The following is a 26,005-nucleotide window of genomic DNA, read 5'->3' on the forward strand; positions in this document are numbered from 1 at the left end:
CGTGCAGCGCTATTTTCTTACAGAGCCGTTTGACGAAAATGGCTTTGCGATTATAACGGGTGAGGATGAAAAACATATTACGCGTGTAATGCGTATGCGTGAAGGTGAAGAAATCTGTTGTGTATCTGAAGGGATTGGTCGCATTGCGTCAATTCATCAATTTGATGAAAATGGTGTAACTGTCATGGATACAGGCAATACATTTTCAACCAGCGAGCTTCCTGTCCAAGTTACATTAGCATGTGGTTTACCAAAAGGCGATAAGCTGGAGCTCATTGCTCAGAAAGGTACTGAACTTGGAATGACAGGGATGATACCTTTTCAAGCGGAGCGCTCGGTTGTGAAATGGGATGAAAAAAAAGGAGACAAAAAAACAGCTAGGCTACGTAAAATTGCAAAAGAAGCTGCTGAACAGTCTCACCGGACAGTCATTCCAGAGATTACCGAGCCGCTTACCTTTAAAAACCTGTTGAAACACGCGGAATCTTTCCAGGTTCTTCTCTTCGCAGATGAAGAAGAAGCGAAAGAAGGAACTTCAAATAAGATTGCGGTACGTCTTAAGAAGGTGTATCATGGACAATCGATACTGGTCCTATTCGGGCCAGAGGGCGGTCTTTCGAGAACTGAAGCGCAAGAGTTGAGAGATGCCGGGTTCTTGCCTATTTCACTTGGTCCGCGCATTCTACGCACAGAAACCGCGCCATTATATGTTTTATCCGCCATGTCTTACGAATTCGAATGAAAGAGGTGAGCAGCTGATGTCATTGGTTGCCTTCCATACATTGGGCTGTAAAGTGAATCACTATGAAACTGAAGCAATCTGGCAGCTTTTTAAAGACGCTGGTTATGAACGTACTGACTTTGAAAAAAACTCCGATGTGTATGTCATCAATACTTGTACTGTAACCAACACAGGAGACAAAAAAAGCCGGCAAGTTATCCGTCGTGCCGTTCGTCAGAATCCGGATGCAGTCATTTGTGTTACAGGATGCTATGCACAAACTTCGCCCGCGGAAATCATGGCGATCCCTGGTGTCGATATCGTAGTCGGGACGCAAGACCGCACGAAATTACTTGGATTAATCGAGCAGTTTCGCGAAGAACGCCAGCCCATCAATGCTGTGCGCAACATTATGAAAAATCGGGTGTACGAGGAATTGGATGTACCTGCATTCACTGACCGTACGCGTGCATCATTGAAAATCCAAGAAGGATGCAACAATTTCTGTACATTTTGTATCATTCCATGGGCTCGTGGACTTATGCGATCCCGTGATCCTGAAGAAGTTGTTCGCCAGGCTCAGCAGCTGGTCGATGCAGGATACTTGGAAATCGTTTTAACAGGCATTCATACTGGTGGCTATGGTGAGGATTTGAAAGACTATAATCTTGCTAAATTGCTGATCGATCTCGAAACGAAAGTCAAAGGTCTGAAGCGGCTTCGGATTAGTTCCATTGAGGCAAGCCAGCTGACGGACGAAGTGATTGAGGTGCTGAATAACTCTTCAATCATAGTTCGCCATTTGCATATTCCGATCCAATCCGGCTCCAATACCGTTCTGAAAAGAATGCGCCGTAAATATACGATGGAGTTCTTTGCAGAGCGTTTGGATCGTCTGCGTGAGGCATTGCCTCATCTAGCCATCACATCAGATGTGATCGTCGGATTCCCGGGTGAAACGGAAGAAGAGTTTATGGAGACCTATAACTTCATTCGCGACCACCGTTTTTCGGAGTTGCATGTTTTCCCATATTCAAAACGAACAGGCACACCTGCAGCACGCATGGAAGACCAAGTGGACGAGGACGTCAAAAACGATCGTGTCCATCGTCTGATTGAATTGAACGATCAGCTTGCGAAGCAATATGCCGCTGAGTTTGAAGGCGATGTTCTTGAAGTCATCCCTGAGGAGAAATTCAAAGAGGACATGGATAGTGATTTATACGTAGGGTATACAGACAATTATCTAAAAGTGGTGTTTCCTGCTGAAGAAGCATTGGTGGGCAAAATCATCCGTGTGAAAGTATTGAAAGCTGGATATCCTTATAATGAAGGTCAATTCGTCCGAGTGTTGGAAGAAGAACAGGAATTAGTCCATTAATAGCGACCGCCGGGCATTGTGCCGGGCGGTTTCTATTCTATTGTGTTTTATTCTGATAAGATGAATAAGGTACGAACATCCTCCAGGAGGTCATAAAATTGAATACAATAGCAAAAATGATCGATCACACATTATTAAAAGCAGATGCGACAAAAGAACAAGTGGTGGAAATTTGTAACGAAGCCAAGCGTTATGAATTCGCTTCTGTATGTTTGAACCCGGCTTGGGTCAAAACAGCTGCGGAATTGCTTGAAGGAACTTCTGTAAAGGTTTGCACAGTTATTGGATTTCCGCTCGGTGCAACAACATCAGAAGTCAAGGCTTTTGAAACAAAAAACGCAATTGAGCACGGTGCCGAAGAAATCGATATGGTCATTAATATCGGGGCCTTGAAGAGTGGTGACACTAATTCGGTCCGACAGGATATCGAAGCCGTGGTGAATGCTGCAGCCGGACAAGCCATTGTAAAAGTGATCATTGAGACTGCATTGCTTACTGACGAAGAAAAACGTTCCGCATGTGAATTATCGGTACTCGCAAAAGCGGATTTTGTGAAAACTTCTACAGGATTTTCAACTGCGGGAGCTACGGTTGAAGATGTTAAGCTGATGCGCAGTACGGTTGGTCCTGAAATGGGTGTGAAAGCTTCAGGCGGTGTTCGTAGTCTAGAAGATTTGACTGCACTGAAAGAAGCGGGCGCAACACGCATCGGTGCAAGCTCTGGAGTGGCGATTATGAATGGCCTTCAATCAAAATCTGAATATTAATTTCTTCTTTTATATTGACCATTAGAAAATAATACGTTATAATTTTCAAGTACATAGCAGTATGCTATGTTCGAAGTGTGTTCGGAGGGAGGGACAAGAGATGACTAAAACAACTGTTCGTAAGAACGAATCACTTGAAGATGCTCTTCGCCGCTTCAAACGTACTGTATCAAAGAGTGGTACGATACAAGACGTAAGAAAGCATGAGTTTTATGAGAAGCCAAGTGTTAAGCGTAAAAAGAAATCTGAAGCTGCTCGTAAACGCAAATTCTGATTAACTCCTATATTGTTTGCTTAAAGCAACGTTAACCCAGTAAAATGCGCGTAAGCCGGAAAATCCTTTGGATTTTCCGGCTTATTTTTTTGAGCCACTCATGCAGTTCTTTATTTACAGAGCTTCAGAAATAGATCCGTTACCCCGCACAAATGACCGGCGAACTTATTTTTCATCAAAAACTTTTCATATAGTGAAACTTACGTGTGTTTCGTCCGTATAATAGGTATACTTGATGAACAATCAACTTAGAGAGTAGGTGGAATTCTTGCAGAAGCTCATAAAAGGATTTCTGCTTTTGACACTTATCGTATCAGCCGTTGCACTTCCATTTTCGACTACATCGCAGGCGAAAACTGGAACCGTTTACAAAGTTCCGATTCATAATGAAGTAGAAAAAGGCTTGTATGCGTTTTTAAAGCGTTCTTTCAGTGAGGCTGAAAAAGCAGGTGCAGATGTAATTGTACTTGATATCAATACACCAGGAGGCTTTACAGATGCTGCAGGTGAAATCGCCAAGTTAATGGATGAGACTGAACCTAAAATTGTTGCATACATCAACAAACGGGCTTTATCAGCTGGGGCTTTCCTTGCCCTCCATGCAGACGAAATCTATATGGCACCAGGTTCTACAATGGGTGCCGCAGCAGTAATTGACGGGTCTGGCAATGCTGCGGAGAAGAAAGCACAAAGCGCATGGTCTGCGGATATGATTAATGCTGCAAAGTCACAAGACAGAAACCCGAAATTTGCGCTAGCAATGGCGAATCCCGAGGAGGACATTCCGGAATTTCGTGCGGGTAAGGGTGAATTGTTAACATTAAGAGATGAGGAAGCCGCGCTACCTGAAGTAGGCTACAGTGAAGGAACAGTCGCTAATTATGATGAATTGTTGGCGAAAATCGGCATGAAAGATGCAACAACTATATCGACTGATCCGACATTTAGTGAAAAGATTGCACGTTTCATCACCAATCCTGTAGTTGTTCCAATATTACTTTCAATTGCAGGTCTTGGATTGATCGTGGAATTGTATTCCCCAGGATTTGGAGTGGCGGGTACGATGGGAGTTTCAGCTCTATTACTCTTTTTCTACGGACATTTGATCGCTGGTTTAGCAGGCTATGAAGCGATTCTCTTGTTCCTCCTTGGTGCGGGATTGATTGTCGCAGAGTTGTTCCTGCCCCATGGGATTGCAGGAATAGCAGGTGCGGTCGCTGTCACCGGCAGTATTATCATGGCAGGTGCGAATCCTGCATATATGGCGATTTCCGTGCTCATCGCACTCATAATCGCTACAACGGGGATGGTGGTTATTATGAAATTCTTTGGAAAGAAACTGCACTTGTTGAACAGAATGATTCTCATGGATGCGACGGATACGGAAAGTGGGTATGTGTCGAACGTGAATCGTATCGACTGGCTGGGGAAAACTGCAGTCACTCTTACACCGCTTCGTCCGTCAGGAGCAATTGTAATGGATGGAGAACGGATTGATGTAATTTCAGAAGGAAACTACATTGACAAAGGAAAGCGTGTTAAGATAGTGAAAGTTGAAGGATCTCGGACGGTAGTCAGGGAACTTCAAGAAATGGAGGGAAATGAATAATGATCAGTGGTAGTTTAATTAGTATTGTAGTAATCGCCGTTGCAGCGATTATCGTGTTGTCTGTGTTCTTTACGTTTGTCCCTGTGGCATTGTGGATTTCCGCAATATCTGCAGGTGTGCGAGTGAGTATCTTAACACTCGTCGGTATGCGTCTCCGCCGAGTTATACCGAGCCGGGTTGTAAACCCGCTCATTAAAGCTCATAAAGCTGGTGTGGACGTGACGATTAATCAGCTTGAGAGTCACTACTTGGCTGGTGGTAATGTGGACCGTGTTGTGAACGCTCTAATCGCAGCACAACGAGCAAATATTGAATTGACGTTTGAACGCGCAGCAGCAATTGACCTAGCAGGTCGTGACGTATTGCAAGCTGTACAAATGTCCGTTAACCCTAAAGTTATCGAAACACCATTCATCGCAGGTGTTGCGATGAATGGTATCGAAGTCAAAGCAAAAGCACGGATTACCGTCCGTGCTAACATCGACCGCCTTGTCGGGGGTGCAGGTGAAGAGACGATTGTTGCTCGTGTAGGTGAAGGGATTGTTAGTACAATCGGTTCTTCAGTGGATCACGCAAAAGTGTTGGAGAATCCGGATTTGATTTCTCAGACGGTCCTTACAAAAGGATTGGATTCTGGTACAGCGTTTGAAATCCTCTCGATTGACATCGCTGACGTTGATATTGGTAAAAACATTGGTGCAGAACTGCAAACTGAGCAAGCACAAGCTGATAAGAATATTGCACAGGCGAAAGCGGAAGAACGTCGGGCAATGGCTGTTGCAAGCGAACAGGAAATGAAGGCCAAAGTTGTTGAGATGCGCTCTAAAGTTGTGGAAGCAGAAGCAGAAGTACCACTTGCTATGGCAGAAGCACTTCGTAACGGCAATATTGGTGTGATGGATTATATGAATTACAAGAACCTTCAAGCAGATACAGGTATGAGGGATTCCATCGGGAAAATAAGCGGTTCTGGTGATGAGGACAATAAGCCGAAGAACTAATAGTTAGCCGCAACTTCCCGGAAAGGGGATGTGCTGATGGAACAAATTATTATTTTGATTGTGATCGGACTTCTCAGTACGTTATTCGGTAAAAAGAATAAGGGTGCAGTAGAGAATCAGGAGCAAAGAACGCCTCAAAAGACAGTGATACCGAATAGAGGGCCTGATACAGCTAGACCACCCATGCCTCAAAGAGCAGAAGCAACTCAAACTCGACAGGCATCCACTTCTGATCAGAAAGATCCTTTTAAAAGATTAAAAGAGCTTACAGGTGAAATTTATAAGGAAATTCAGGAAGACCAACGGAAAACGGCCGACGAACCATCTGTACAGATCGAGCCTGCTGCAATTCCTGAAGCTTCTAGAAATAAGCATTTGAATACTACGCCAGTTCGATCTGAAAGACAGGCGAACGCACGATCTTCAGGTAGACTTTCGACACACAATCCCGAGCAACAGCGGTTTGTGCAGAGTGAATCCCTGAATGTAGATGTTACGAGTAAACAAGATATACTGAAAGGGATTGTATTTTCAGAGATTTTGGGACCTCCGAAATCTAAACAGTAAACCAATACGCATTGACCCCCTGTACCGAGCATAAGAATGGTATAGGGGGTCAATGCGTTGAGAAAACTATTTGAGATGAGTTCTTTGATATCGGTAGAAGATTTATCATCACTCAAGATACTTGGCGGTTATGAGCTTGTAATCATTTCCGAAGGTTTGGCGAAAATACGTAAGGAAGGCTATCTCATATCGATTAAAGGAACGGACATTCATTTTGACATGCTTATGGAACAATCAGCGTTACTTTCCTTCACTGAACTTCATGAACTCCGGATTTCTAAAGAGTTGAAGGAAGGAGAGCCGTATGAAACGTAAGTTATATGACGTTGAATTGAGTGGAGATGGAAAGCCTGCCCATCTGGTCAATGAATTGATCCGGAATAAGAGACGCGTTTCAAAACTCGAACATACAGAAGGGGCAATCTGGTTTCAGACAGACGCCAGAGGTTTGCGGTATATCCGGTCAAATAGGCGGCGGTTCAAACTTAAAGTCCATGTACTGCGCTTAGGTGATGGTACGCCTGTCAATCGACTGTTCCATTCATGGGTTGCTCTCCTTCTCTGCATCGTCCCATTCCTTGCTTCCTTATTTCTTTGGCAAGTGAATGTCGATGCAGAACATCCGGAAATCGCTGAACGAATTGAACAAAAATTGGAAAAGTCGGCAGTAGTGCCAATGAAATTGCTACATCAGTTACCTGACGAAGGAACCATCCGAAGTCTGATCATGACTGATGAGCCTGACTTATCTTGGGTACGCTTTGAAAAGAAAGGTGCAACACTTACAGTAATTCCAATGATCTCACCGAAAACGTCAAGCAAGTCCGAAATAGCGCGTGAACCAGGGGACCTCGTAGCACGCACTGGAGGCGTCATTACAGGCTTTCAACTCAAAAGCGGAGAAAGGGTTGCCCGACTCAACCAAACCGTTAAAAAAGGGGATCTGCTGGCGACAGGCGTATTGGAACAAGGCGACAAGGTAGCTATAGTTGGAGCGGAGGGTTCGGTCTTTGCGGATTATTGGCTTGAGTACAAATTCTCTCTGCCTAAAACGATTCAATACCGTGCGGCCGGGGAGAAACGAGTGATCATAGAATGGAACATACCTGGATTGAAACAAAAAGCCGTAAATCGCCCATTTTGGAAATTTGTAGAGTGGAACGAAGAGGTGGACGACACGTTAAAAACAATCACATTAGAGGAAGGAATGGAAAAAGATTTCCTGGTTCCGTTATTAAAACATAAATTGCTTTCTGAAACCTCGTATGAAAAGGATATTAAGGATGAAAATATTTTACAGGTGACGTTTGACAATGATAAAGTAACAGGGACTATCCTTTTTCTGATCAACGAAAATATTGCGGTAAAAAGACCATTATCCCAAGGGGGAGACGATTGATTGAGTGAACAACAACTTCAACTACACCTAGAAGATCCAAACGAGGCGATCATGTTACTCGGCATTTCCGACCAGAACATAAAGCTTATTGAAGAAAATCTATCCGTTGCTGTACTTTCACGAGGTGAAACGATTTCTCTCAAAGGATCCGAAGAGCACACTGAAGCAGCGAAACAGCTCTTGGAGCAATTATTAAAAGTGATTCGCAAAGGAATCCAGATCAACCAGCGGGATGTTGCAACCGCGATTGAAATGGTGAATAATGGAACTATAGAATACTTTGCTGAACTGTATGACGTGGAAATTGCCCGTAATAGTAAAGGTAAAGTGATTCGAGCTAAAACAATCGGTCAACGTGAATACGTTCAAGCAATCCGTCAGAACGATCTGACATTTTGCATTGGACCTGCCGGAACAGGGAAGACGTACCTTGCCGTAGTACTTGCAGTTCATGCCATGAAAACCGGTTCCGCTAAGCGGATCATTTTAACGCGCCCGGCTGTAGAGGCTGGGGAAAGTCTAGGTTTTTTACCTGGCGACTTGAAAGACAAAGTCGATCCATATTTACGGCCGCTCTATGATGCGCTCCATGATATGTTAGGAGCTGAGCATACGGAACGCCTAATTGAACGTGGAACGATAGAAATTGCACCGCTTGCTTACATGAGAGGACGAACACTCGATGATGCGTTTGTCATTCTCGATGAAGCGCAAAATACAACACACGCTCAAATGAAAATGTTCTTAACACGTTTAGGGTTCGGTTCAAAAATGGTCATCACAGGAGATAAGACACAAATCGATTTACCGAAAGGGGCAAAATCAGGACTTATTGCAGCAGAATCCATTTTGTCGAAAGTTCGGGAAATCCACTTCCAATATTTAGAGCCTGCCGATGTGGTCCGACATCCTATCGTTGCAAAAATCATAGATGCATACGAAGAAGAGCAGTCCTAACCGGGCTGCTCCTTACATACTTTTGCATTTCAGACTGAAAGGGGATTCAAGGGATGTTAAAGCCGTTGGTCCAACTGTTCAAGTCCTTAAAATTTCATGTAATTGCCTGGCTAGTTATTGGACTGTCTGCAGTCCTGCTATTTTTCTTCCTCTATGATGATGTAAAACAAGAGACATATGAGTTAACACCTTTTCAAATCGCACCGAGTACCATCCGCTCTTTAAAAACGGTTGAGGACACTGTGAAAACAGAAGAAGAGCGTGAACGTGTTGCGGAAGAACAACCACCCGTGTACCAGTTCAATGACGAGATATCCACGAATAGGCAGTCGATTGCTGCGTCGCTTTTCGACTACATTCTTGAAGTGAAGAAAAGCACATTGAGTGAAGAAGAGAAAGTTTCGGCTCCAACACTTAAAGCAGCACTTCGTGAAATGAATAAGAAGTTAAAGGAGTTAAAAGAAACTGAACCTGACTTTTACTTGAGTGAAACCGTTTTGGCAGGACTTCTTACGGAAGACGAAGCGGTGTTACTGGAAATGCGCTCTGAGCTAACTAGAATCCTGGCAGAAGAACTCTCGAAACCGATTAAAGAAAAAGATGTCTCCGTAGCCCAATATGATGCGGAACGTAAACTCAGAACTTCTTCAAAAATACCAGATGGACAAGTCCAAACAATGATTCAGCTTGTGCGTCCTTTGATTATTCCTACGGAAACCATAAATGAAGAGTTGACAGAGCAACGATTGAAACAAGCGAGAGACAGCATAGAACCAACTAGAATACTTCAAGGTCAAGTGATTGTTCGGGAAGGCCAAGTGATCGATAAGGAAATTTACCGACAGCTTGAAGTTACGGGGTTACTAACAAATCAAACATCTACAAAGCCGTTAATAGCGTTGTTTTGTTTGATTGTTCTGCTATCAGGTCTCGTCTATATTCACTTCATGTCCAGAAAAGAAGATCAACAGGTTTTGAAGAAATCGTTACTCATCTTTTACTCGATTTTTTTTCTAGTCGTTGTAATGATGAAGTTCACAGGTGTTTTGGATAAAGAGTTCGATGTGCAAGTTTCATTTCTTTTTCCTGTCGCATTGGCTCCGCTGCTTGTAAAAATCCTGACGAATGAGCGTCTAGCCATTCTCTCTGTCGTAATGATTGCTGCCACGAGCGGCCTCATCTTACAAGAAGGTGTCACGTCAATCATGCAAATGGAAGTGGTATTGTATTTCTTGCTGAGTGGTATAACGGCATTGCTAGCTCTTGGTGAAAGCGGAAGACGTCTTACGATTATGAGAACAAGCATGGCGGTTGCCATTGCTAACGTTTTATACATTGCGTTTTACCTTCTAATGACCCAATCTTCCTATACACTGTCGGAAGTACTTTTCTACATAATAGCTGCTATCAGCTCAGCTATTCTTTCTGCAGCGCTTACGATTGGCTTACTGCCGTTCTTTGAGTCAGTATTTGGAATTGTCTCGGATATGCGTCTAGTGGAGTTGTCCAATCCAAATCATCTACTATTGAAAAAGGTGTTAACAGAGACACCGGGCACGTACCATCACAGTGTGATGGTTGCCAATTTAGCAGATGCTGCATGTGAAGCGATTGGTGCGAACGGGCTCCTAGCACGGGTCGGCAGTTATTATCATGACATTGGGAAGAGTGTCCGTCCTTTGTACTTTATCGAGAATCAGCATGGTGTGAATCCACATGATCAGTTAACTCCTGAGGAAAGTCGTGATATCATAATTGCTCATGCGGCTGATGGTGCAAACCTATTAGCTGCCAAGAAAATGCCTCAGCAAATTATAGATATTGCACGTCAACATCATGGAACCAGCTTCTTGAAGTTCTTTTATAATAAAGCAAAAGAGCAAGATGAAGATGTAGTGGAGGACGACTTCAGATACAACGGTCCTAAACCGCAGACTAAAGAAATTGCAGTTATTTCAATTGCAGATAGTTGTGAAGCTGCGGTTCGCTCCATGAAGGAGCCGACGCCAGAAAAAATATCAGGTTTGGTGAAATCGATTGTGAAGGACAAACTGAATGATGGTCAATTTGATGAATGTGAGCTGTCCATGAAAGAAATACGTATCGTGGAGCAAGTGATTTGTGAAACGTTAAATGGAATTTTCCACAGCAGAATCGAATATCCGAAATAAGCAGCACAGAGGAGGGAGAATTATGTTGGAGATTGATTTCATCGATGAAATAAATGGGGATGGAAAAGCTGCCGAACAGCTCATTCAGAAACTCTTATCTTTCGCTGCGGAAGCGGAAGGTCTTGAAGAGGGAACAGAGCTCTCTGTAACTTTTTTGGACGATAAAGCGATACAACAGATCAACCATGAATATCGAGGTAAAGATCAGCCTACTGATGTCATCTCTTTCGCGCTTGAAGAAGAAGTGGATGGAGAAGGTGCGATCTTCGGAGCAGAAGATATGCCACGACATTTAGGGGACTTGCTAATATCAGTGGAGACCGCTCAAAGGCAAGCTCAAGAATACGGACATAGCGTGGAAAGGGAACTGGGATTCCTAGCATTACACGGCTTCTTGCACTTGCTCGGATATGACCATATGACTGAAAACGATGAAAAGAAAATGTTCGGTCGACAAGATGAGATTCTGCAGTCGTTCGGACTCAAGAGATAAGACAATGAAAACATTTTTCAAGGCGTTCACCTATGCTTGGAAGGGCATTGTCCACGGAGCTGCCCAGGAACGGAACGTGAAGTTTCATCTAGTAGCGGCAATTGTTGTAATCATTGGGGGATGGTGGACAGGTTTAAGTCAACTCGAATGGTTAATTATTACCGCTGTTATTGGACTGATGATTGCATTAGAATTAATGAACGCTGCTGTTGAGCGTGTGGTAGACTTAGTAACGCAAGAAAGACATCCTTTGGCGAAACAAGCAAAAGACCTCGCAGCCGGGGCCGTGCTTGTTTTTTCTATCGCTAGTGCGATAATTGGTGTACTCATCTTTTTGCCGAAATGGCTGATATAAATGAATGGAGTGAAACTTTTGGACAAACAACAACTAATGGAACATGCAAAACATGCTATGCAAAATGCATACGTACCCTATTCGAAATTTCCTGTAGGCGCTGCTTTACTTACAGAAGACGGGACTGTATTTGAAGGATGTAATATTGAAAACTCCGCATATAGCATGACAAATTGTGCAGAACGTACGGCTTTTTTCAAAGCGATATCAGAAGGCAATCGTTCTTTTACAGCGCTGGCTGTGACAGGGGATACCGACGGGCCGATTTCACCTTGTGGCGCATGCCGACAAGTGATTTCTGAATTTTGCGCTGTAGATATGCCTGTCTATTTAACGAACCTTAAAGGGGATGTTCTGAACACGACAGTTGGAGAACTCATTCCCGGTGCGTTTCGTAAGGAGGACCTTGAATATGGCGCCAAGTGAATTCAAATCTGGATTTGTTTCAATCATAGGACGACCTAACGTCGGAAAATCAACATTTTTGAATCGTGTAGTCGGTCAAAAAATCGCTATTATGAGCGACAAGCCGCAAACAACGCGCAATAAAGTGCAAGGAGTCGTGACAGGTGATTCTTCGCAAATTGTATTCATCGATACACCAGGAATCCATAAGCCAAAGCATAAGCTGGGAGACTTCATGGTGAAATCCGCAACGAATACACTTAAAGAAGTAGACGTCATCATGTTCATGGTCAATGCGAACGAGAAGATAGGGCCTGGAGATCGCTTTGTTATTGAAATGCTTAAAGGTTCAAATACTCCGGTATTTTTGGTTATCAATAAAATTGATCTGGTTCACCCTGATGATTTGCTCGGAATCATTACATCCTACATGGACGAGTACGACTTCGCTGAAATCATCCCATTGTCCGCTTTGAACGGAAACAATGTGGAACGCCTGATGGAGACCTTAAACAAGTATCTCCCTGCAGGACCGAAATATTATCCGGATGACCAAGTTACGGATCATCCTGAGCGCTTCATCATCTCAGAACTGATTCGTGAGAAAGTACTCCATTTGACGCGAGAAGAAGTTCCTCATTCAATTGCGGTCGTTATTGAGAAGATTGCGCGCGACGAAGACAAGAACATAGTCAATGTGATGGCGACAATCATCGTGGATCGTGATTCCCAAAAAGGGATTGTCATCGGTAAACAAGGAGCCCTTCTGAAGCAGATCGGCACAAAAGCCCGACGTGATATTGAAATGTTGTTAGGCTCTAAAGTATTCCTAGAACTGTGGGTGAAAGTTCAAAAGGATTGGCGTAATAAACCTGGACAGCTGAAAGAATTCGGCTTCCGCGACGACGAGTATTGATTTTCCCGCACAGTAGTGGAGGCGAACGTCATGATGAACAAATGGGAAGGCATTGTACTGCGTACAATGCCTTATGGTGAGACAAACAAGATTGTCACGATACTAACGAAAGAAGCCGGGAAGATGACGGCGATGGCGCGTGGGGCAAAAAAACCGGCCAGCCGTCTTTCTTCTGTTTCTCAAGTGTTTGTCTATGGATATTTTCTGCTGCGAACCGGAAAAGGGATGGGATCACTTGAACAGGGCGAGCCCATCGATTCGATGCGGTACATACGTGAAGATCTGGAAGCGACCTCATATGCAAGCTATATTGTTGAGTTAGTAGATCGGCTTACGGAAGACGGCGAGCGATCAACGGGTGTCTTTAATCTTTTATATGAGGCATTGCACGCGATTAATGAAGGGTATGACCCAGAAGCCATTGCGTTATTCGTTGAGTGGAAGATGCTGCCGGTAGCAGGAATTCACCCTGTTTTGCATCAATGTGCATCCTGCGGATCGGTTGAAGGCGAATTTGCGTTTTCATTTCAGGAAATCGGTTTTTTGTGCCATCGCTGCTTCCATACTGATCCATATATCGTAAGGATCACTCCAGCACAATTGAAACTTATTCGGACATTTGCCACAGTACCGATCCCACAAGTAGGTTCTCTCACTTTGAAAAAATCGACGAAGCAGTTCATGAAGAAACTGGTTCGGCAAATATATGATGAACAAGTAGGACTTCGATTGAAATCACGATCATTTCTGGATCAGCTCGATCGAACTCCTAATCTTTTACCACCCAAAGAAAAACCGGCAGAATCAGATGAATAATCTGGATCTGCCGGTTTTTTGATTTTCACTTTGCTAAAATTGCGTCTAAAGCGTTTCGTGCTCGTTCTAAAAGTCTCATTCACTTAATTCCGCAAAAGTACGAAATCCTTTAAACGTATAAATTATCCAGCATCTCACTACATTTGGAAGTAGGAGACTTTTGTTGGATTCATTTAAAATGCAATACGTTCTTCGATATAAGCTTTCAGCTCTTCAATCGGCAAGCGGACTTGCTCCATTGAATCGCGATGGCGCACCGTTACTTGACGATCTTCCTCAGAGTCGAAGTCGTACGTAATACAGAACGGCGTTCCGATTTCATCTTGGCGACGGTAACGTTTGCCGATGGACTGTGAGTCGTCATACTGAACAGGGAAGTACTTGCAAAGCTCTGCGTACACCTCGCCAGCACCCTCAGCTAACTTCTTTGACAATGGCAACACAGCAGCTTTCACAGGTGCTAGAGCCGGGTGGAAACGCATAACTGTCCGTTTGTCATCGCCTTCAAGTTCCTCTTCGTCGAAAGCGTCACAAAGGAATGCAAGAGTGACACGGTCTGCACCAACAGAAGGTTCGATACAATAGGGTACGAATTTCTCGTTCGTAACCGGATCTTGATAATGGAAGTCTTCATTAGAGTACTCCATATGACGATTCAAATCGAAGTCTGTTCGGTTAGCGATTCCCCATAATTCACCCCATCCAAATGGGAATTTGAACTCGATATCGACTGTACCTTTAGAGTAATGGGAAAGTTCGTCTTCATTGTGCTCGCGAAGGCGCATATTTTCTTCCGAAAGGCCAAGATCGAGTAACCAGTTCTTAGAAGCATCACGCCAGAACGCATACCACTCTTCATCTTCGCCCGGCTTACAGAAGAATTCGAGTTCCATCTGTTCGAATTCGCGAGTACGGAATGTGAAATTACCAGGTGTGATTTCGTTGCGGAAGCTTTTTCCGATTTGAGCGATCCCGAAAGGAAGTTTTTTACGCATCGAGCGCTGGACATTTTTGAAGTTCACAAAAATACCTTGTGCTGTTTCCGGACGCAAGAAAATTTCATTTGCAGAAGAATCGGTAACACCTTGAGTAGTTTTGAACATCAAATTGAACTGACGGATATCCGTATAGTCCAATGATCCGCAAGACGGACATACAATATTATGCTCGATGATCAAGTCTTTCATCTTCTCAAATGGCATTCCGTCAACGACAATTTCCATGCCCTTTGCTTCGAGTGCATCCTCTATCAGTTTGTCTGCACGATGACGTGTTTTACATTTTTTACAGTCGATCATAGGATCATTGAAGTTCCCGATATGACCAGACGCTTCCCAAACTTTCGGGTTCATCAAGATTGCGGCATCGAGTCCTACGTTATGAGGAGATTCTTGAACGAATTTTTTCCACCATGCTCGTTTGATATTGTTTTTCAGTTCAATACCAAGTGGACCGTAGTCCCATGTATTCGCTAATCCTCCATAAATTTCAGATCCAGGAAATACGAATCCACGCTGTTTTGAAACGTTCACAATTTGTTCCATTGTATACATGTTAATCCCTCCAATTAAAATAAGCACCCATCCTCGGACATATGTCCGAGGACGGGTGCGTAACGCCCCGCGGTTCCACCTCGATTGACTGTACAAAAACGGACAGTCCTCTTTAAACTTACAATGGCTCCAGGTTGCCTTTTCATGTCAAATACGGGCTTTCACTATCCCCGATCGCTATATGCTGACAGTACTTATCGACCTATCTTCGCCTATTCAAATGTTGAGTTCAGTTTAGCATGGTTCACGATTCTTCGCAATAGAACTGAATGTGTTATATACTGTAGAGAGATTTGTTTAATTGAACGCTTAGGACGGTGACATAGATGGAACTCAATAAGCGCCAGACGGAGATTCTCGAGATCGTCAAGGCGGATGGACCGATAACGGGAGAACATATTGCCGAACGGTTGAACCTGACCAGAGCTACCATACGTCCAGATCTCGCCATCTTGACAATGGCCGGATACTTGGATGCTCGCCCGCGTGTCGGTTATTTCTATTCAGGCAAGAAGCAAGTGCATTCCGTGGGGGATGAAATGATTGGGATGCAAGTAGGCGATTTCCAATCCACACCTGCTGTCGTGACCGAGCATAGCTCAGTCTATGATGCGATCTGTCAGATGTTTCTACAGGATGTCGGTACACTGTTTGTGGTAGACGAACAATCCTGTTTGACAGGAGTTCTTTCCCGAAAAGATCTATTAAGGACGAGTATCGGAAATACGGAGCTTGAAAAGATACCAGTGCATGTCATTATGACCCGAATGCCCAATATTATTTACTGTCACAAAAAAGACACACTTTTATCTGCTGCCCGTAAAATGATCGACAAACAAATCGATTCATTACCTGTAATTGGGACAGCCGGATTGGGTTTGGAAGTAGTGGGCAGAATTACGAAAACAAATATTACAGCAGCATTTTTAACACTGGCACAAGATCATGAGCTATGAGGTGGGTCCTATGAAAAAACTCAAGTTTTTTATTGTTTCAGATTCTGTAGGTGAAACAGCTGAACTGGTTGCAAAAGCAGCGGCAAGTCAATTTCGTCAAGATTTGGATACAGTTTCGATGAAACGTTTTTCACACATTGAAGAAAAAAGTCAGTTGAAGGAAATTGCGTGGCTTGCGGAACAACAGCAGGCAGTTATCGTCTATACACTTGTCCGCAGCGAGATGCGGGAAGCCCTCATCCTGTGTTGTGGACAGCATGATGTACAGTGCATAGACCTTTTGGGTCCGATTATGCATTCTATTGAACATGTGCTCGATGAGAAACCTACGGAAGAACCAGGACTCGTCCGACAATTGGATGAGGACTATTTCCGGAAGATTGAAGCAATCGAATTTGCAGTCAAATATGATGATGGACGTGATCCCCGAGGGGTATTGAATGCCGATATCGTACTTGTGGGGATTTCAAGAACTTCCAAAACCCCGCTTTCCCAGTACTTGGCCCACCAGCGCTTTAAAGTAGCAAATGTCCCTCTTGTTCCGGAAGTTGAACCACCGGCGGAGTTATATGAAATCGATCCCAATAAATGTTTTGGTCTCGTCATCTCTCCTGAAATTTTGAATTCGATCCGGAAAGAGCGCCTGATTGCTTTAGGGTTGAAAGACGACGCAAGTTATGCCAAAATCGATCGGATTGAACAGGAGATCAACCATTTCAACAAGGTGGTAAATAAAATCGGCTGTACGGTAATCGACGTCTCGAATCGGGCGGTTGAAGAAACCGCAAATATGATTATATCGAATATGAATAGCAGAAAGTTCGAGAAAATTCGGAAGGACCTCCATCGATAAGGCGGTCCCTCTTTTTTCGTTCATGATTCAAGTTACATTCCTACTAGTATTCCTCATGGGTATCCTGTAAAATAACAGTTTCGGAGTAAAATAAAAAATTTGTCGAATAAGAAGGATTTTTAAAGGATACATCGAATCTATAGACAGTGAAGATGGTGATAGCATGTCAAAAATTCCGGAACAGACGATAGAAGAGATTCGCAGCAAGACAGATATAGTCGATCTAATCGGTGAACATGTCCGCCTTACCAAGAGGGGAAAGAACTGGTTTGGCCTTTGCCCATTCCACGGAGAAAGTACGCCTTCTTTTTCAGTGTCTGAAGAAAAACAGCTCTTTCACTGTTTTGGCTGCGGTGCGAGTGGCAACGCAATCACTTTTGTAATGGACATCGATAACCGCCCTTTTACAGAAGCAGTCGTTCATCTTGCAGAGCGGCTTGATATTCCGATTGATGCATCTGTTGAGATGGGAAGTCGATCAGAAAAAGATGTAGCGAACAAACAGATGTATGAAGCTCATGAGTTCGCGGCAAACTTCTATAACCACCTTCTTTTGAATACGGTAGAAGGTGAAAAGGGATATCAATATCTTGAACAAAGAGGATTTTCAAGGGAAAATATCGAAAAGTATAGTATTGGCTGGGCACTTGATGATTGGGAAGCGTTATCTTCCCTGTTGCAGCGCCAAGGTTTTGATATGAATGAGATGGAACAAGCCGGTCTTGTCATCCGACGTGATAATGGCACAGGTTTTTTTGATCGGTTTCGTGGTCGGGTCATGTTTCCACTTTATGACGATCATGGTACAATAGTCGGGTTCTCCGGTAGAGTGCTTGAGAAATCGGAAAAAGAAGCCAAGTACCTGAATAGTCCAGAAACACCCATATTCGAAAAAGGACGATTGCTGTACAATTTTCACCGTGCACGTCTTAATGCTCGGAAAAAGGGTAATGTAATAGTATTCGAAGGATTTATGGATACATTATCTGCAGATCGTAATGGGGTCGAAAATACTGTAGCAGTAATGGGGACCGCTTTATCGGATACACAACTCATCAAGTTAAAGAGGATTACTAACGACCTGATTGTTTGTTGTGATGGTGATAATGCCGGCTGGGAAGCTTCTAAACGGTTTGCAGAGCTGATTATGCAAAAGGGGTTTTCTCTTAAAATTGCAGTACTTCCCAATAAAATGGATCCCGATGATTACATTTCCGAAAACGGAATTGAAGCATTCAGGGAGAAAATTTTAGAGCGGCCGCACACGTATATGTCTTTCATTATGGCATATGCGAAAAGATCCAAAAATCTGTCACATGAAAATGATGTTTTGCAATATATCCATGAAGTGATGGAAGAACTTGCTGGGGTTTTAACTCCCGTCGAAAAAGACATGATGTTAAGGCAGTTGTCGATGGATACGAATGTATCTGTGGATGCACTCGAACAACAGTATGCAAGAGCAGCAGGGAAGGCTGTCAGGAAAACCCACACAGACAGCTTTTCAGAGCCTGTGATGCCGCTCATACCACAAAAGAAGAACAGCATTTCCGCAACTGAGCGTGCTGAGCAATTGCTACTAAGTCACATATTAAATGATGGCTCCTTATTTGACACGATTCAGAACGATCATGAGGAACTGTTTGTACATGAGGATTATGCTACAATATTTATCCACTTAGCAGGTTTCTATGAGAGATACGGTGCCCCTGATTTCCATCGATTTGCAGAAACGATTGAAGACCGCGGATTGCGCAGGATCGTACTGGAAGCTGCGGTGATGGAACGGGACCCTGAACATGCAGAGCAAGAAGTGGAAGATTGTGTTCTGCATTTAAAGAAACACCGGATTCAACAAATCATTACACAAAAAATGCATGAATCAAAAGACGCAGAAAAAATGAACGATTTCCCCGCAGCATTAGAGTTAGCGAGAGAGATCATACAGCTCCGGAAATCATTATCGGCAATGTAAGCCGACCGGCGTACTAAGGAGGAACAGGTTATTATGGCTAAAAAAGAGGAACTAACTGGAGAAACAGAGACAACGTTGGAGGAAGTCAAAGCTGCTTTGCTGGAAACCGGTAAAAAGAGCGGTGAGTTGACAATTGAGGAAGTCACTGAAAAATTGGCTACTTTTGAAATGGAGCCCGACCAGTTTGAAGAGTTCCTCGATCAAATCGAGGCAGCTGGTATTGAGATGGAAGGCAAAGATGAAAGTTCTGAGGAAGCGCCGGGCAAACCTGCTGCAGATGAAGAACGGTTCGATCTGAATGACCTAAGTGTTCCGCCGGGTGTGAAGATAAATGACCCCGTACGCATGTACTTAAAAGAAATTGGTCGTGTGGATTTGCTTACAGGCAAAGAGGAAGTAGCTCTTGCTAAGCGTATTATTGCTGGTGAGGAAGAAGCGAAAAAACGGTTGGCTGAAGCAAACTTACGTCTCGTGGTAAGTATTGCAAAGCGTTATGTCGGAAGAGGCATGCTTTTCTTGGATTTGATCCAAGAAGGAAATATGGGGCTTATCAAAGCTGTGGAAAAATTTGACCATACGAAGGGATTCAAGTTCAGTACGTATGCAACTTGGTGGATCCGTCAAGCGATTACACGTGCTATCGCTGACCAAGCGAGAACAATCCGTATACCTGTTCATATGGTTGAGACGATTAACAAACTTATTCGGGTACAGCGGCAGCTGCTGCAGGACTTAGGAAGAGAGCCTTCACCTGAGGAAATCGGGGAAGAGATGGAGCTGACTCCGGAAAAAGTTCGGGAAATCCTGAAGATTGCACAAGAACCGGTTTCATTGGAAACACCAATTGGTGAAGAGGACGATTCTCATCTGGGTGATTTCATTGAAGACTCGGAAGCCCAGTCACCATCGGATCATGCAGCTTATGAATTATTGAAAGAGCAGCTTGAAGACGTATTGGATACCTTGACAGATCGTGAAGAAAATGTGCTTCGCTTGCGTTTCGGATTGGATGACGGTCGAACTAGAACTTTAGAAGAAGTTGGAAAAGTTTTCGGTGTAACCCGTGAGCGTATCCGTCAAATCGAGGCCAAGGCGCTGCGTAAATTACGGCACCCATCTCGCAGCAAGCGCTTGAAAGACTTTTTAGAATGAGAAAAAGGCACCGGGCAAATTCATGCCGGTGTCTTTTTTCAGTAGAAGGAGAGTACGTTTATGAATGTACAGCGTAAACGAATCATTATGTCGGAAATACATTATTGGAAAAAAAATCGACTGTTACCAGAGCATTATTGTGATTTCCTGATTACTTTATATGCTCAAGGGGATGCAGACGCAGCAGCGAATGAAACTATTGAAAAAGCCATCTTGGAAAAAGAGAGTTCATCTGTCATGAAGAGAATGATCCTGTTAATACTTTTAGCAGCCGGGCTTTCTGCTATGATGTTTGCAGTTGGCAATTATCCTATAATTATGATTGCGGTTGCTTCCGTATTTGTTATCGGTTTACTTGCTAAGGTTATTTTCAGTCCATCTGTACGTTCCGCGCTTATTCCTTTTACTTATATTATTGCAGCTTTCATGTTACTTGGGATCTCACTTAAAGTATGGTTTACTTTCTTCGAAAGTGAAACGATGTTGTTATTAGGTATACTTATGCTGAACAGTATTCTTTGGCTGTTTGCCGGCCGTTTGCTCAAACTTTTGTATTTTACAATATCTGGTGCTGCAGGATTATTGATGATTATCGGATTTTTGCTCATATCATTTTGAGTGAAAATCCTTTTTTTCTATCAAACTATCGGCTAATTCTGTATAATGAGATTTGTAAGCGTTCACAAAAAAGGGGATGTCATAATGGATTTCAATTTAACTTCGGAACAACAAATGATACATCGGACAATTCGGGAGTTCGCTAACGAAGTTGTCGCACCAGGTGCAATCGACCGGGATCGAACAAATGAGTTTCCTATCGAAATTTTCCAGCAGCTTTCTGAAATGGGGATGATGGGGCTTCCGTTTTCAGAAGAGTATGGAGGGGCAGGGGCGGACACAATCAGTTTTGCTATCGTAACGGAAGAGTTGAGCCGGGCTTGTGCATCCACCGGGATTACTTATTCAGCTCATATTTCACTTGGTGGAGCGCCTCTTAGCCTATTCGGGACAGAGGAACAAAAACAGAAATATTTACGCCCCATCTGTGAAGGAACCTCATTTGGTGCGTTCGGCCTGACAGAACCGAATGCAGGATCAGACGCGGGGGGTACTCAAACAACAGCTAAACTTGAAGAGGGAACCTATACGATCAATGGTTCAAAAGTATATATAACCAATGCCAGTTATGCAAAAAATCTTGCGCTTACCGCGATTACAGGCAAGACGGAAAGAGGCGGAAAGGAAATCAGTGCAATTATCGTTCCTACTGATGCAGAAGGGTTCAAAGTGATTGATAACTATGAAAAGATGGGATTACATGCTTCCAATACGACAGAACTAATCATGGAGAACGTACAAGTGCCTGAGGAGAATCTGCTTGGAACAAAAGGAAATGGATTCCGACAGTTTTTAGTCACATTAGATGGTGGACGAATTGGAATCGGAGCCATGGCGGTGGGTATTGCACAAGCAGCGTATGATCGCGCCATGCAATATGCAAAAGAACGCAAACAGTTTGGTAAGTCACTATCCGAGTTCCAAGTGACACAATTCAAACTAGCAGCTATGGCACTGAAAATTGAGCTTGCGAGAAACATGGTGTACAAAGCGGCTTGGTTGAAAGACGAAGGAAAGCCATTTACAAAAGAAGCTGCGATGTGTAAATTGTATGCATCCGAGATGGCAATGGAAGTTGCGGATGAAGCCATTCAAATTCATGGCGGTTATGGGTATATGCGTGAATACGAAGTAGAAAGATATATGCGGGATGCAAAGTTATTGGAAATTGGTGAAGGCACTTCTGAAGTTCAGCATATGGTCATTGCTAGGCAAATCGGGTGTTAATGAAAAAAGTTCACAAAGTATGTCCAAAATGTCACAAAAGAGAAAAGTCTATTGATAAGTCTTTCGATTTTAGCCGTAATACAGTACAATAAGATATGTGCACTATATACTACAGAATAGTTTCTGGTGAAGGAGGTTAAGTTCGTTGAGTAAAAATCCTGTTATTCCTTATATTTTGATTTTCGCCCTAGGAATCGGACTCATTTTCTTCATGTCCCTTTATGGTATTGATCAGAAGAAAGAAATTGCCGATGCTGATGGCGAAGCAACTGAAGAAGGTAAGAAAGAAGATGAAGGCGCATCTGCTGAATTCGATCCTGAAGCTGTTGCTCAGCAGAAATGTATCGGATGTCACGGTGGAGATCTAGAAGGTGCAGTTGGTCCAAGCCTTCACGGTGAAGACAAAGATGCTAAAGAACTTCACGAAATCATCAAGAATGGTAAAGGCGGCATGCCTGGTGGACTCATCCCGGATGAGAACATCGATGCAATGGTCGAGTACATTCTAACCCTAAAATGATAATCTAGAGAGCAATCAGAGTGGCGGAACTCCGCTGCCTGATTGCTCTTTTGTTGATGCGTGCAAAAAAGCCCGGTTTTCGATAAGATGAAAGGAAGAAGTCGACGGTTGTGTCTACGTCTGCTGAAAGGTGGAACAAAAAGTGAACGCAAAAAAATTATCAGAGCGATTGCGATTGGTCGCATCATTTGCTGAACAAGGAACAGTCCTTGCAGATATCGGTAGTGACCACGCTTACTTACCGTGTTGGTTGGTCCAAAAAGGTCAAATTTCCCGAGCGATTGCGGGCGAAGTAGTAAAAGGTCCATTTGAGTCGGCCAAACGAAACGTTGCGAAAGAGGGTTTAACAAATAAGATCGTCGTACGGCTCGCAAATGGGCTCCAAGCCATTTCACCTGAAGATGGAGTCGAGAATGTGACCATTGCTGGGATGGGCGGCTCCCTGATTGCCACAATTTTAGAGAGTGATCCGGAAAGATTAGCTGGAGTTAATCGTATCATTGTGCAGCCGAATATACATGCAAAGGCAGTACGTGACTGGGCAGTCAGCCATTCATGGAAAATCGTGAATGAAGCGATTCTAAAAGAAGATCATAAAATCTATGAAGTTCTAGTGCTGGAACGAGGAGACCGAACTTATCGCCCTGAAGAGTTACTAATGGGTCCGATTCTTTTACAAGAACGTTCTCCGGCTTTTCAAGAGAAGTGGCAAGGGGAGCTCAATGAGATCGAACGGGTGATTCAACTGTTGACAGAAACGGCCCAATCCGAAGAAGCGAAAGCGAAACGCCAGCAATTGATGGATACGAAGGAAATGATTGAAAGGGTGTTGAAGTCATGAAAAACGTGAATGGTCATGAAATCATCCGGTTATTTGAAGAGTGGTCGCCGAAAAAATTTGCAATGGAAGGGGATCCCGTCGGTTTGCATATTGGTCAGTTGAATCGTCCGGTTGATACAGTCTTAGTTACGTTAGATGTGAACGAAGCGGTGGTCGACGAAGCGATTGAACGGGGTGCAACCCTTATCATCGCCCACCATCCCCCGTTGTTTAGACCAGTAAAGCATATTTTAACGGATACCCCTCAAGGACGAATGATTGAGAAATGCATAAAAAACGATTTGTCCGTTTATGCTGCTCACACGAACTTGGACATTGCAAGTGGCGGGGTGAATGATCTGCTGGCTTCAAGACTAGGACTCACTCAATTGAAATTAATTGAACGTACCTCTGGCGAGTCTGAGCAGGAGTATGGATTGGGAAGAGTGGGCTTGTTATCTTCCAGTATGACACTCGAACAGTTTGCGGGCTTTGTGAAAGAGAAATTAGAAGTACCTGCAGTCCGAATGGTGGGAGATAAGGATCGGCTCATTCAAAAAGTGGGAGTCTTGGGTGGCGATGGCAACAAATATATCTACGCCGCTAAGCGTGCTGGAGCTGATGTATTCGTTACAGGTGATTTGTATTACCATGTCGCCCAGGATGCTGAAGCAATTGACTTGTGTGTTGTAGACCCTGGGCATAATGTTGAAAAAGTGATGATTCAAGGTGTTGCAGAACATATGACGGCATTATGCGAAGAACATCTCTATAATGTAACCTTTATACAATCCCGAATAAATACCGAGCCGTTCACCTTCATTTGAAAAATCCCCCAGTTTCTCTTGTGAGAAGTGGGGGATTTCCTCATTTAAACATAAGGTTCGATTCTAGTGACAGGCATCGGTTTTTTAATCTTCGGTAACAGTCGATTCAAATCGAATTTGCGCTCTGCAATATGTGTTGACGGATCAGCTGGATCGAACTTGGTCAGGAATTCGATCACTTCGCGAACGATTAATGTAGGAGTGGATGCGCCGGCGGTGACGGCTACACGCTCGACTCCCTCCAACCAACTCAACTCGATTTCAGAGACATCTGAAATTCGATAGGATGGAGTATTGGCGATTTCAACAGAAACTTGAGTCAAACGATTGGAGTTATTGCTCTTCGGGTCACCCACGACAATGAGCAAATCCGCTTCGCCCGCTTGCTCAGCAACTGCTTCTTGTCTGACTTGCGTCGCCATGCAAATTTCTTTATGAACTTCGATTTGTGGGTATTTCTTTTTCAAGTCTTCCATAAGATGGACGACATCCCACTGACTCATAGTTGTCTGATTTGTGACAAGCAATTTGTCGTTATGAAGTGTCAATTGCTCAATATCCTTGGAATTCTCCACTAAATGGACCCTTCCAGGTGCTACACCAAGAGCGCCTTCTGGCTCAGGATGATGTGCTTTACCGATATAGATGATATCGTAGCCTTCAGCCGTCTTCTCGCGAATCAGGTCATGTGTGACCGTTACATCGGGACATGTGGCATCGATAGAAACCAGCCCTTTTTTACGCGCAAGTTCACGTACTTCAGGTGAGACACCATGTGCTGTAAAGATCACAGTACCCGTTTCGACTTTGTTCAGAATCTCGAGACGATTATTTCCTTCTAATGTGATGATGCCATCTTCCTCGAATGCATCCGTCACATGCTTGTTGTGTACGATCATGCCCAATATATAAATCGGTCTCGGCAATGATTCGTCGAGTGCCGCATTCCTAGCAATCACCATTGCATCGACGACCCCGTAACAATAACCTCGCGGGGATATCTTCATTACTTCCATTATTAAGCTCACTCCTCTAAAGGGATCTACCTCCATTATAGCTGAGTTAGCTTAAAGGTACAAAATCTTAGATTGGCGGCTGGAACACTTTAGGAACAGACGGCAATGGTCCCGAGGTGACAGGTGCTGCTCCGCGTGCGGCAGTAGCTGCCACAGATGCTCCTGCTGCCCCTGCATCCGGGAGGGATTGGAATCCACGATATAATTTCCACATAGCGGGTATATTTTGAATCATTGGTGCAAACTGTTGTACGATAGGTGCATATTGTTGCACAGTCGACATCAGTCGATTAGCGGTTTCCATATACATTTCTGGTTTTGAAAGACCAGCACCTGCAGGTGAGCCACCTTGTGCTTGCTGCTGATCGCCAAACCCTGGATTCATACCAAATGGGGAGGGCTGCTGATTCGCTTGGCTTTGTGGAAATGGTATCGAAGGTCCCTGCATAAAGGGATTTGCCTGCTGAATGTTTCCGCGGAACATCTGTTGGCCAGCAGGGGTTTGACGCTGCTGATTAGCAAATGGATAAAAAGATTGATATCTCATAATTATCTCCTTTCCCAAAGAGTACTTTGTCTATAATGTATCCTATGCGAAAAAAACAACCAGCGGTACAGTTTCGTGCTACAATGAAGGAATGAATAGGAGGACACGA

General features: G+C 43.7%; 28 protein-coding genes. 25 read left to right on the forward strand and 3 right to left on the reverse strand.

Features of this window, described 5'->3' with window-relative positions; all coding sequences use genetic code 11:
• Position 1: 1 nt before the first annotated feature.
• From ABE021_RS02650 to recO, 16 genes are all read left to right on the forward strand, one after another.
• Positions 2-742 (forward strand): 16S rRNA (uracil(1498)-N(3))-methyltransferase, encoded by a 741-nt coding sequence (locus tag ABE021_RS02650; RefSeq protein WP_430286615.1) that lies wholly within the window; start codon positions 2-4, stop codon positions 740-742.
• A 16-nt stretch (positions 743-758) separates the two neighbouring features.
• Complete coding sequence (gene mtaB, locus ABE021_RS02655; RefSeq protein ID WP_430286616.1) at positions 759-2,102, forward strand: tRNA (N(6)-L-threonylcarbamoyladenosine(37)-C(2))-methylthiotransferase MtaB; 1,344 nt, start codon at positions 759-761, stop codon at positions 2,100-2,102.
• Between the two features lie 116 nt (positions 2,103-2,218).
• A complete protein-coding gene (gene deoC / locus ABE021_RS02660) occupies positions 2,219-2,869 on the forward strand; it encodes a deoxyribose-phosphate aldolase (protein WP_430286963.1) in 651 nt (216 codons plus the stop codon).
• Positions 2,870-2,969: 100 nt separating this feature from the next.
• Positions 2,970-3,143 (forward strand): 30S ribosomal protein S21, encoded by a 174-nt coding sequence (gene rpsU / locus ABE021_RS02665; RefSeq protein WP_025784794.1) that lies wholly within the window; start codon positions 2,970-2,972, stop codon positions 3,141-3,143.
• Positions 3,144-3,411: 268 nt separating this feature from the next.
• The gene (locus ABE021_RS02670) at positions 3,412-4,752 is read left to right on the forward strand and encodes an NfeD family protein (protein WP_430286617.1); all 1,341 of its coding nucleotides are present in this window, start codon (positions 3,412-3,414) and stop codon (positions 4,750-4,752) included.
• The gene (floA, locus tag ABE021_RS02675; RefSeq protein ID WP_430286618.1) at positions 4,752-5,753 is read left to right on the forward strand and encodes a flotillin-like protein FloA; all 1,002 of its coding nucleotides are present in this window, start codon (positions 4,752-4,754) and stop codon (positions 5,751-5,753) included. Before ABE021_RS02670 ends, floA begins: the two co-directional genes overlap by 1 nt.
• 36 nt (positions 5,754-5,789) lie before the next feature.
• Positions 5,790-6,320 carry a hypothetical protein gene (locus ABE021_RS02680; RefSeq protein WP_430286619.1) on the forward strand — a complete coding sequence of 177 codons (531 nt, stop codon included), beginning with the start codon at positions 5,790-5,792 and terminating at the stop codon, positions 6,318-6,320.
• 57 nt (positions 6,321-6,377) lie between these two features.
• On the forward strand, positions 6,378-6,635 hold the full coding sequence (locus tag ABE021_RS02685) for a hypothetical protein (protein WP_430286620.1): 258 nt from the start codon (positions 6,378-6,380) through the stop codon (positions 6,633-6,635).
• Complete coding sequence (locus ABE021_RS02690; protein ID WP_430286621.1) at positions 6,625-7,719, forward strand: sporulation protein YqfD; 1,095 nt, start codon at positions 6,625-6,627, stop codon at positions 7,717-7,719. The genes ABE021_RS02685 and ABE021_RS02690 overlap by 11 nt, the downstream gene beginning before the upstream one ends.
• Complete coding sequence (locus ABE021_RS02695) at positions 7,720-8,676, forward strand: PhoH family protein (protein ID WP_191688018.1); 957 nt, start codon at positions 7,720-7,722, stop codon at positions 8,674-8,676.
• A gap of 53 nt (positions 8,677-8,729) precedes the next feature.
• Positions 8,730-10,847, forward strand: coding sequence for an HD family phosphohydrolase (locus ABE021_RS02700; protein WP_430286622.1), 2,118 nt, complete (start codon positions 8,730-8,732; stop codon positions 10,845-10,847).
• 19 nt (positions 10,848-10,866) lie between these two features.
• On the forward strand, positions 10,867-11,340 hold the full coding sequence (ybeY, locus tag ABE021_RS02705; protein WP_430286964.1) for an rRNA maturation RNase YbeY: 474 nt from the start codon (positions 10,867-10,869) through the stop codon (positions 11,338-11,340).
• Positions 11,341-11,344: 4 nt separating this feature from the next.
• Positions 11,345-11,695 (forward strand): diacylglycerol kinase family protein, encoded by a 351-nt coding sequence (locus ABE021_RS02710; RefSeq protein ID WP_430286623.1) that lies wholly within the window; start codon positions 11,345-11,347, stop codon positions 11,693-11,695.
• A gap of 18 nt (positions 11,696-11,713) precedes the next feature.
• The gene (locus ABE021_RS02715; RefSeq protein ID WP_430286624.1) at positions 11,714-12,121 is read left to right on the forward strand and encodes a cytidine deaminase; all 408 of its coding nucleotides are present in this window, start codon (positions 11,714-11,716) and stop codon (positions 12,119-12,121) included.
• The gene (gene era, locus ABE021_RS02720) at positions 12,108-13,016 is read left to right on the forward strand and encodes a GTPase Era (protein ID WP_430286625.1); all 909 of its coding nucleotides are present in this window, start codon (positions 12,108-12,110) and stop codon (positions 13,014-13,016) included. Before ABE021_RS02715 ends, era begins: the two co-directional genes overlap by 14 nt.
• A gap of 30 nt (positions 13,017-13,046) precedes the next feature.
• Positions 13,047-13,832, forward strand: coding sequence for a DNA repair protein RecO (gene recO / locus ABE021_RS02725; protein ID WP_430286626.1), 786 nt, complete (start codon positions 13,047-13,049; stop codon positions 13,830-13,832).
• Between the two features lie 173 nt (positions 13,833-14,005).
• Here the strand turns inward: recO and ABE021_RS02730 are convergent, their stop codons facing one another.
• The gene (locus ABE021_RS02730; protein ID WP_430286627.1) at positions 14,006-15,385 is read right to left on the reverse strand and encodes a glycine--tRNA ligase; all 1,380 of its coding nucleotides are present in this window, start codon (positions 15,383-15,385) and stop codon (positions 14,006-14,008) included.
• A 326-nt stretch (positions 15,386-15,711) separates the two neighbouring features.
• Here ABE021_RS02730 and ABE021_RS02735 point away from each other — a divergent pair, with 326 nt between their 5' ends.
• The 9 genes from ABE021_RS02735 to ABE021_RS02775 all read left to right on the forward strand — a co-directional run bounded on the left by ABE021_RS02735 (position 15,712) and on the right by ABE021_RS02775 (position 24,333).
• Positions 15,712-16,341, forward strand: coding sequence for a helix-turn-helix transcriptional regulator (locus ABE021_RS02735; protein WP_430286628.1), 630 nt, complete (start codon positions 15,712-15,714; stop codon positions 16,339-16,341).
• Positions 16,342-16,351: 10 nt separating this feature from the next.
• Positions 16,352-17,194 (forward strand): pyruvate, water dikinase regulatory protein, encoded by an 843-nt coding sequence (locus ABE021_RS02740; protein WP_430286629.1) that lies wholly within the window; start codon positions 16,352-16,354, stop codon positions 17,192-17,194.
• 163 nt (positions 17,195-17,357) lie between these two features.
• On the forward strand, positions 17,358-19,169 hold the full coding sequence (dnaG, locus tag ABE021_RS02745) for a DNA primase (protein WP_430286630.1): 1,812 nt from the start codon (positions 17,358-17,360) through the stop codon (positions 19,167-19,169).
• Positions 19,170-19,202: 33 nt separating this feature from the next.
• Positions 19,203-20,321, forward strand: a complete 1,119-nt coding sequence (rpoD, locus tag ABE021_RS02750) for an RNA polymerase sigma factor RpoD (RefSeq protein WP_430286631.1) — start codon at positions 19,203-19,205, stop codon at positions 20,319-20,321.
• 60 nt (positions 20,322-20,381) lie between these two features.
• Positions 20,382-20,939 carry a hypothetical protein gene (locus ABE021_RS02755; protein ID WP_430286632.1) on the forward strand — a complete coding sequence of 186 codons (558 nt, stop codon included), beginning with the start codon at positions 20,382-20,384 and terminating at the stop codon, positions 20,937-20,939.
• 84 nt (positions 20,940-21,023) lie between these two features.
• The gene (locus ABE021_RS02760) at positions 21,024-22,166 is read left to right on the forward strand and encodes an acyl-CoA dehydrogenase family protein (protein WP_430286633.1); all 1,143 of its coding nucleotides are present in this window, start codon (positions 21,024-21,026) and stop codon (positions 22,164-22,166) included.
• 145 nt (positions 22,167-22,311) lie between these two features.
• A complete protein-coding gene (gene cccA, locus ABE021_RS02765; RefSeq protein ID WP_430286634.1) occupies positions 22,312-22,686 on the forward strand; it encodes a cytochrome c550 in 375 nt (124 codons plus the stop codon).
• Between the two features lie 142 nt (positions 22,687-22,828).
• On the forward strand, positions 22,829-23,527 hold the full coding sequence (locus ABE021_RS02770; protein ID WP_430286635.1) for a tRNA (adenine(22)-N(1))-methyltransferase: 699 nt from the start codon (positions 22,829-22,831) through the stop codon (positions 23,525-23,527).
• Positions 23,524-24,333 (forward strand): Nif3-like dinuclear metal center hexameric protein, encoded by an 810-nt coding sequence (locus ABE021_RS02775; protein ID WP_430286636.1) that lies wholly within the window; start codon positions 23,524-23,526, stop codon positions 24,331-24,333. Before ABE021_RS02770 ends, ABE021_RS02775 begins: the two co-directional genes overlap by 4 nt.
• 44 nt (positions 24,334-24,377) lie before the next feature.
• Here the strand turns inward: ABE021_RS02775 and ABE021_RS02780 are convergent, their stop codons facing one another.
• Both ABE021_RS02780 and vrrA read right to left on the reverse strand, forming a co-directional pair.
• Positions 24,378-25,349, reverse strand: coding sequence for a 4-hydroxy-3-methylbut-2-enyl diphosphate reductase (locus tag ABE021_RS02780; protein ID WP_430286637.1), 972 nt, complete (start codon positions 25,347-25,349; stop codon positions 24,378-24,380).
• A 67-nt stretch (positions 25,350-25,416) separates the two neighbouring features.
• Complete coding sequence (gene vrrA / locus ABE021_RS02785; protein ID WP_430286638.1) at positions 25,417-25,896, reverse strand: VrrA/YqfQ family protein; 480 nt, start codon at positions 25,894-25,896, stop codon at positions 25,417-25,419.
• Positions 25,897-26,005: the final 109 nt, after the last annotated feature.

Source organism: Sporosarcina gallistercoris, from assembly GCF_050459885.1.
Classification (GTDB): Bacteria; Bacillota; Bacilli; order Bacillales_A; family Planococcaceae; genus Sporosarcina; species Sporosarcina gallistercoris_A.

Excerpts from the sequence above, each read along its gene's own strand:
- era (WP_430286625.1), top strand. The coding sequence starts at position 12,108 with ATGGCGCCAAGTGAATTCAAATCTGGATTTGTTTCAATCATAGGACGA.
- ABE021_RS02775 (WP_430286636.1), top strand. The coding sequence starts at position 23,524 with ATGAAAAACGTGAATGGTCATGAAATCATCCGGTTATTTGAAGAGTGG.
- recO (WP_430286626.1), top strand. The coding sequence starts at position 13,047 with ATGATGAACAAATGGGAAGGCATTGTACTGCGTACAATGCCTTATGGT.
- ABE021_RS02735 (WP_430286628.1), top strand. The coding sequence starts at position 15,712 with ATGGAACTCAATAAGCGCCAGACGGAGATTCTCGAGATCGTCAAGGCG.
- ABE021_RS02700 (WP_430286622.1), top strand. The coding sequence starts at position 8,730 with ATGTTAAAGCCGTTGGTCCAACTGTTCAAGTCCTTAAAATTTCATGTA.
- ABE021_RS02780 (WP_430286637.1), bottom strand. The coding sequence starts at position 25,349 with ATGGAAGTAATGAAGATATCCCCGCGAGGTTATTGTTACGGGGTCGTC.
- rpoD (WP_430286631.1), top strand. The coding sequence starts at position 19,203 with ATGGCTAAAAAAGAGGAACTAACTGGAGAAACAGAGACAACGTTGGAG.
- ABE021_RS02740 (WP_430286629.1), top strand. The coding sequence starts at position 16,352 with ATGAAAAAACTCAAGTTTTTTATTGTTTCAGATTCTGTAGGTGAAACA.
- floA (WP_430286618.1), top strand. The coding sequence starts at position 4,752 with ATGATCAGTGGTAGTTTAATTAGTATTGTAGTAATCGCCGTTGCAGCG.
- ABE021_RS02680 (WP_430286619.1), top strand. The coding sequence starts at position 5,790 with ATGGAACAAATTATTATTTTGATTGTGATCGGACTTCTCAGTACGTTA.
- ABE021_RS02760 (WP_430286633.1), top strand. The coding sequence starts at position 21,024 with ATGGATTTCAATTTAACTTCGGAACAACAAATGATACATCGGACAATT.
- ABE021_RS02730 (WP_430286627.1), bottom strand. The coding sequence starts at position 15,385 with ATGTATACAATGGAACAAATTGTGAACGTTTCAAAACAGCGTGGATTC.
- mtaB (WP_430286616.1), top strand. The coding sequence starts at position 759 with ATGTCATTGGTTGCCTTCCATACATTGGGCTGTAAAGTGAATCACTAT.
- ABE021_RS02710 (WP_430286623.1), top strand. The coding sequence starts at position 11,345 with ATGAAAACATTTTTCAAGGCGTTCACCTATGCTTGGAAGGGCATTGTC.
- deoC (WP_430286963.1), top strand. The coding sequence starts at position 2,219 with ATGATCGATCACACATTATTAAAAGCAGATGCGACAAAAGAACAAGTG.
- ABE021_RS02755 (WP_430286632.1), top strand. The coding sequence starts at position 20,382 with ATGAATGTACAGCGTAAACGAATCATTATGTCGGAAATACATTATTGG.
- vrrA (WP_430286638.1), bottom strand. The coding sequence starts at position 25,896 with ATGAGATATCAATCTTTTTATCCATTTGCTAATCAGCAGCGTCAAACC.
- rpsU (WP_025784794.1), top strand. The coding sequence starts at position 2,970 with ATGACTAAAACAACTGTTCGTAAGAACGAATCACTTGAAGATGCTCTT.
- ABE021_RS02690 (WP_430286621.1), top strand. The coding sequence starts at position 6,625 with ATGAAACGTAAGTTATATGACGTTGAATTGAGTGGAGATGGAAAGCCT.
- dnaG (WP_430286630.1), top strand. The coding sequence starts at position 17,358 with ATGTCAAAAATTCCGGAACAGACGATAGAAGAGATTCGCAGCAAGACA.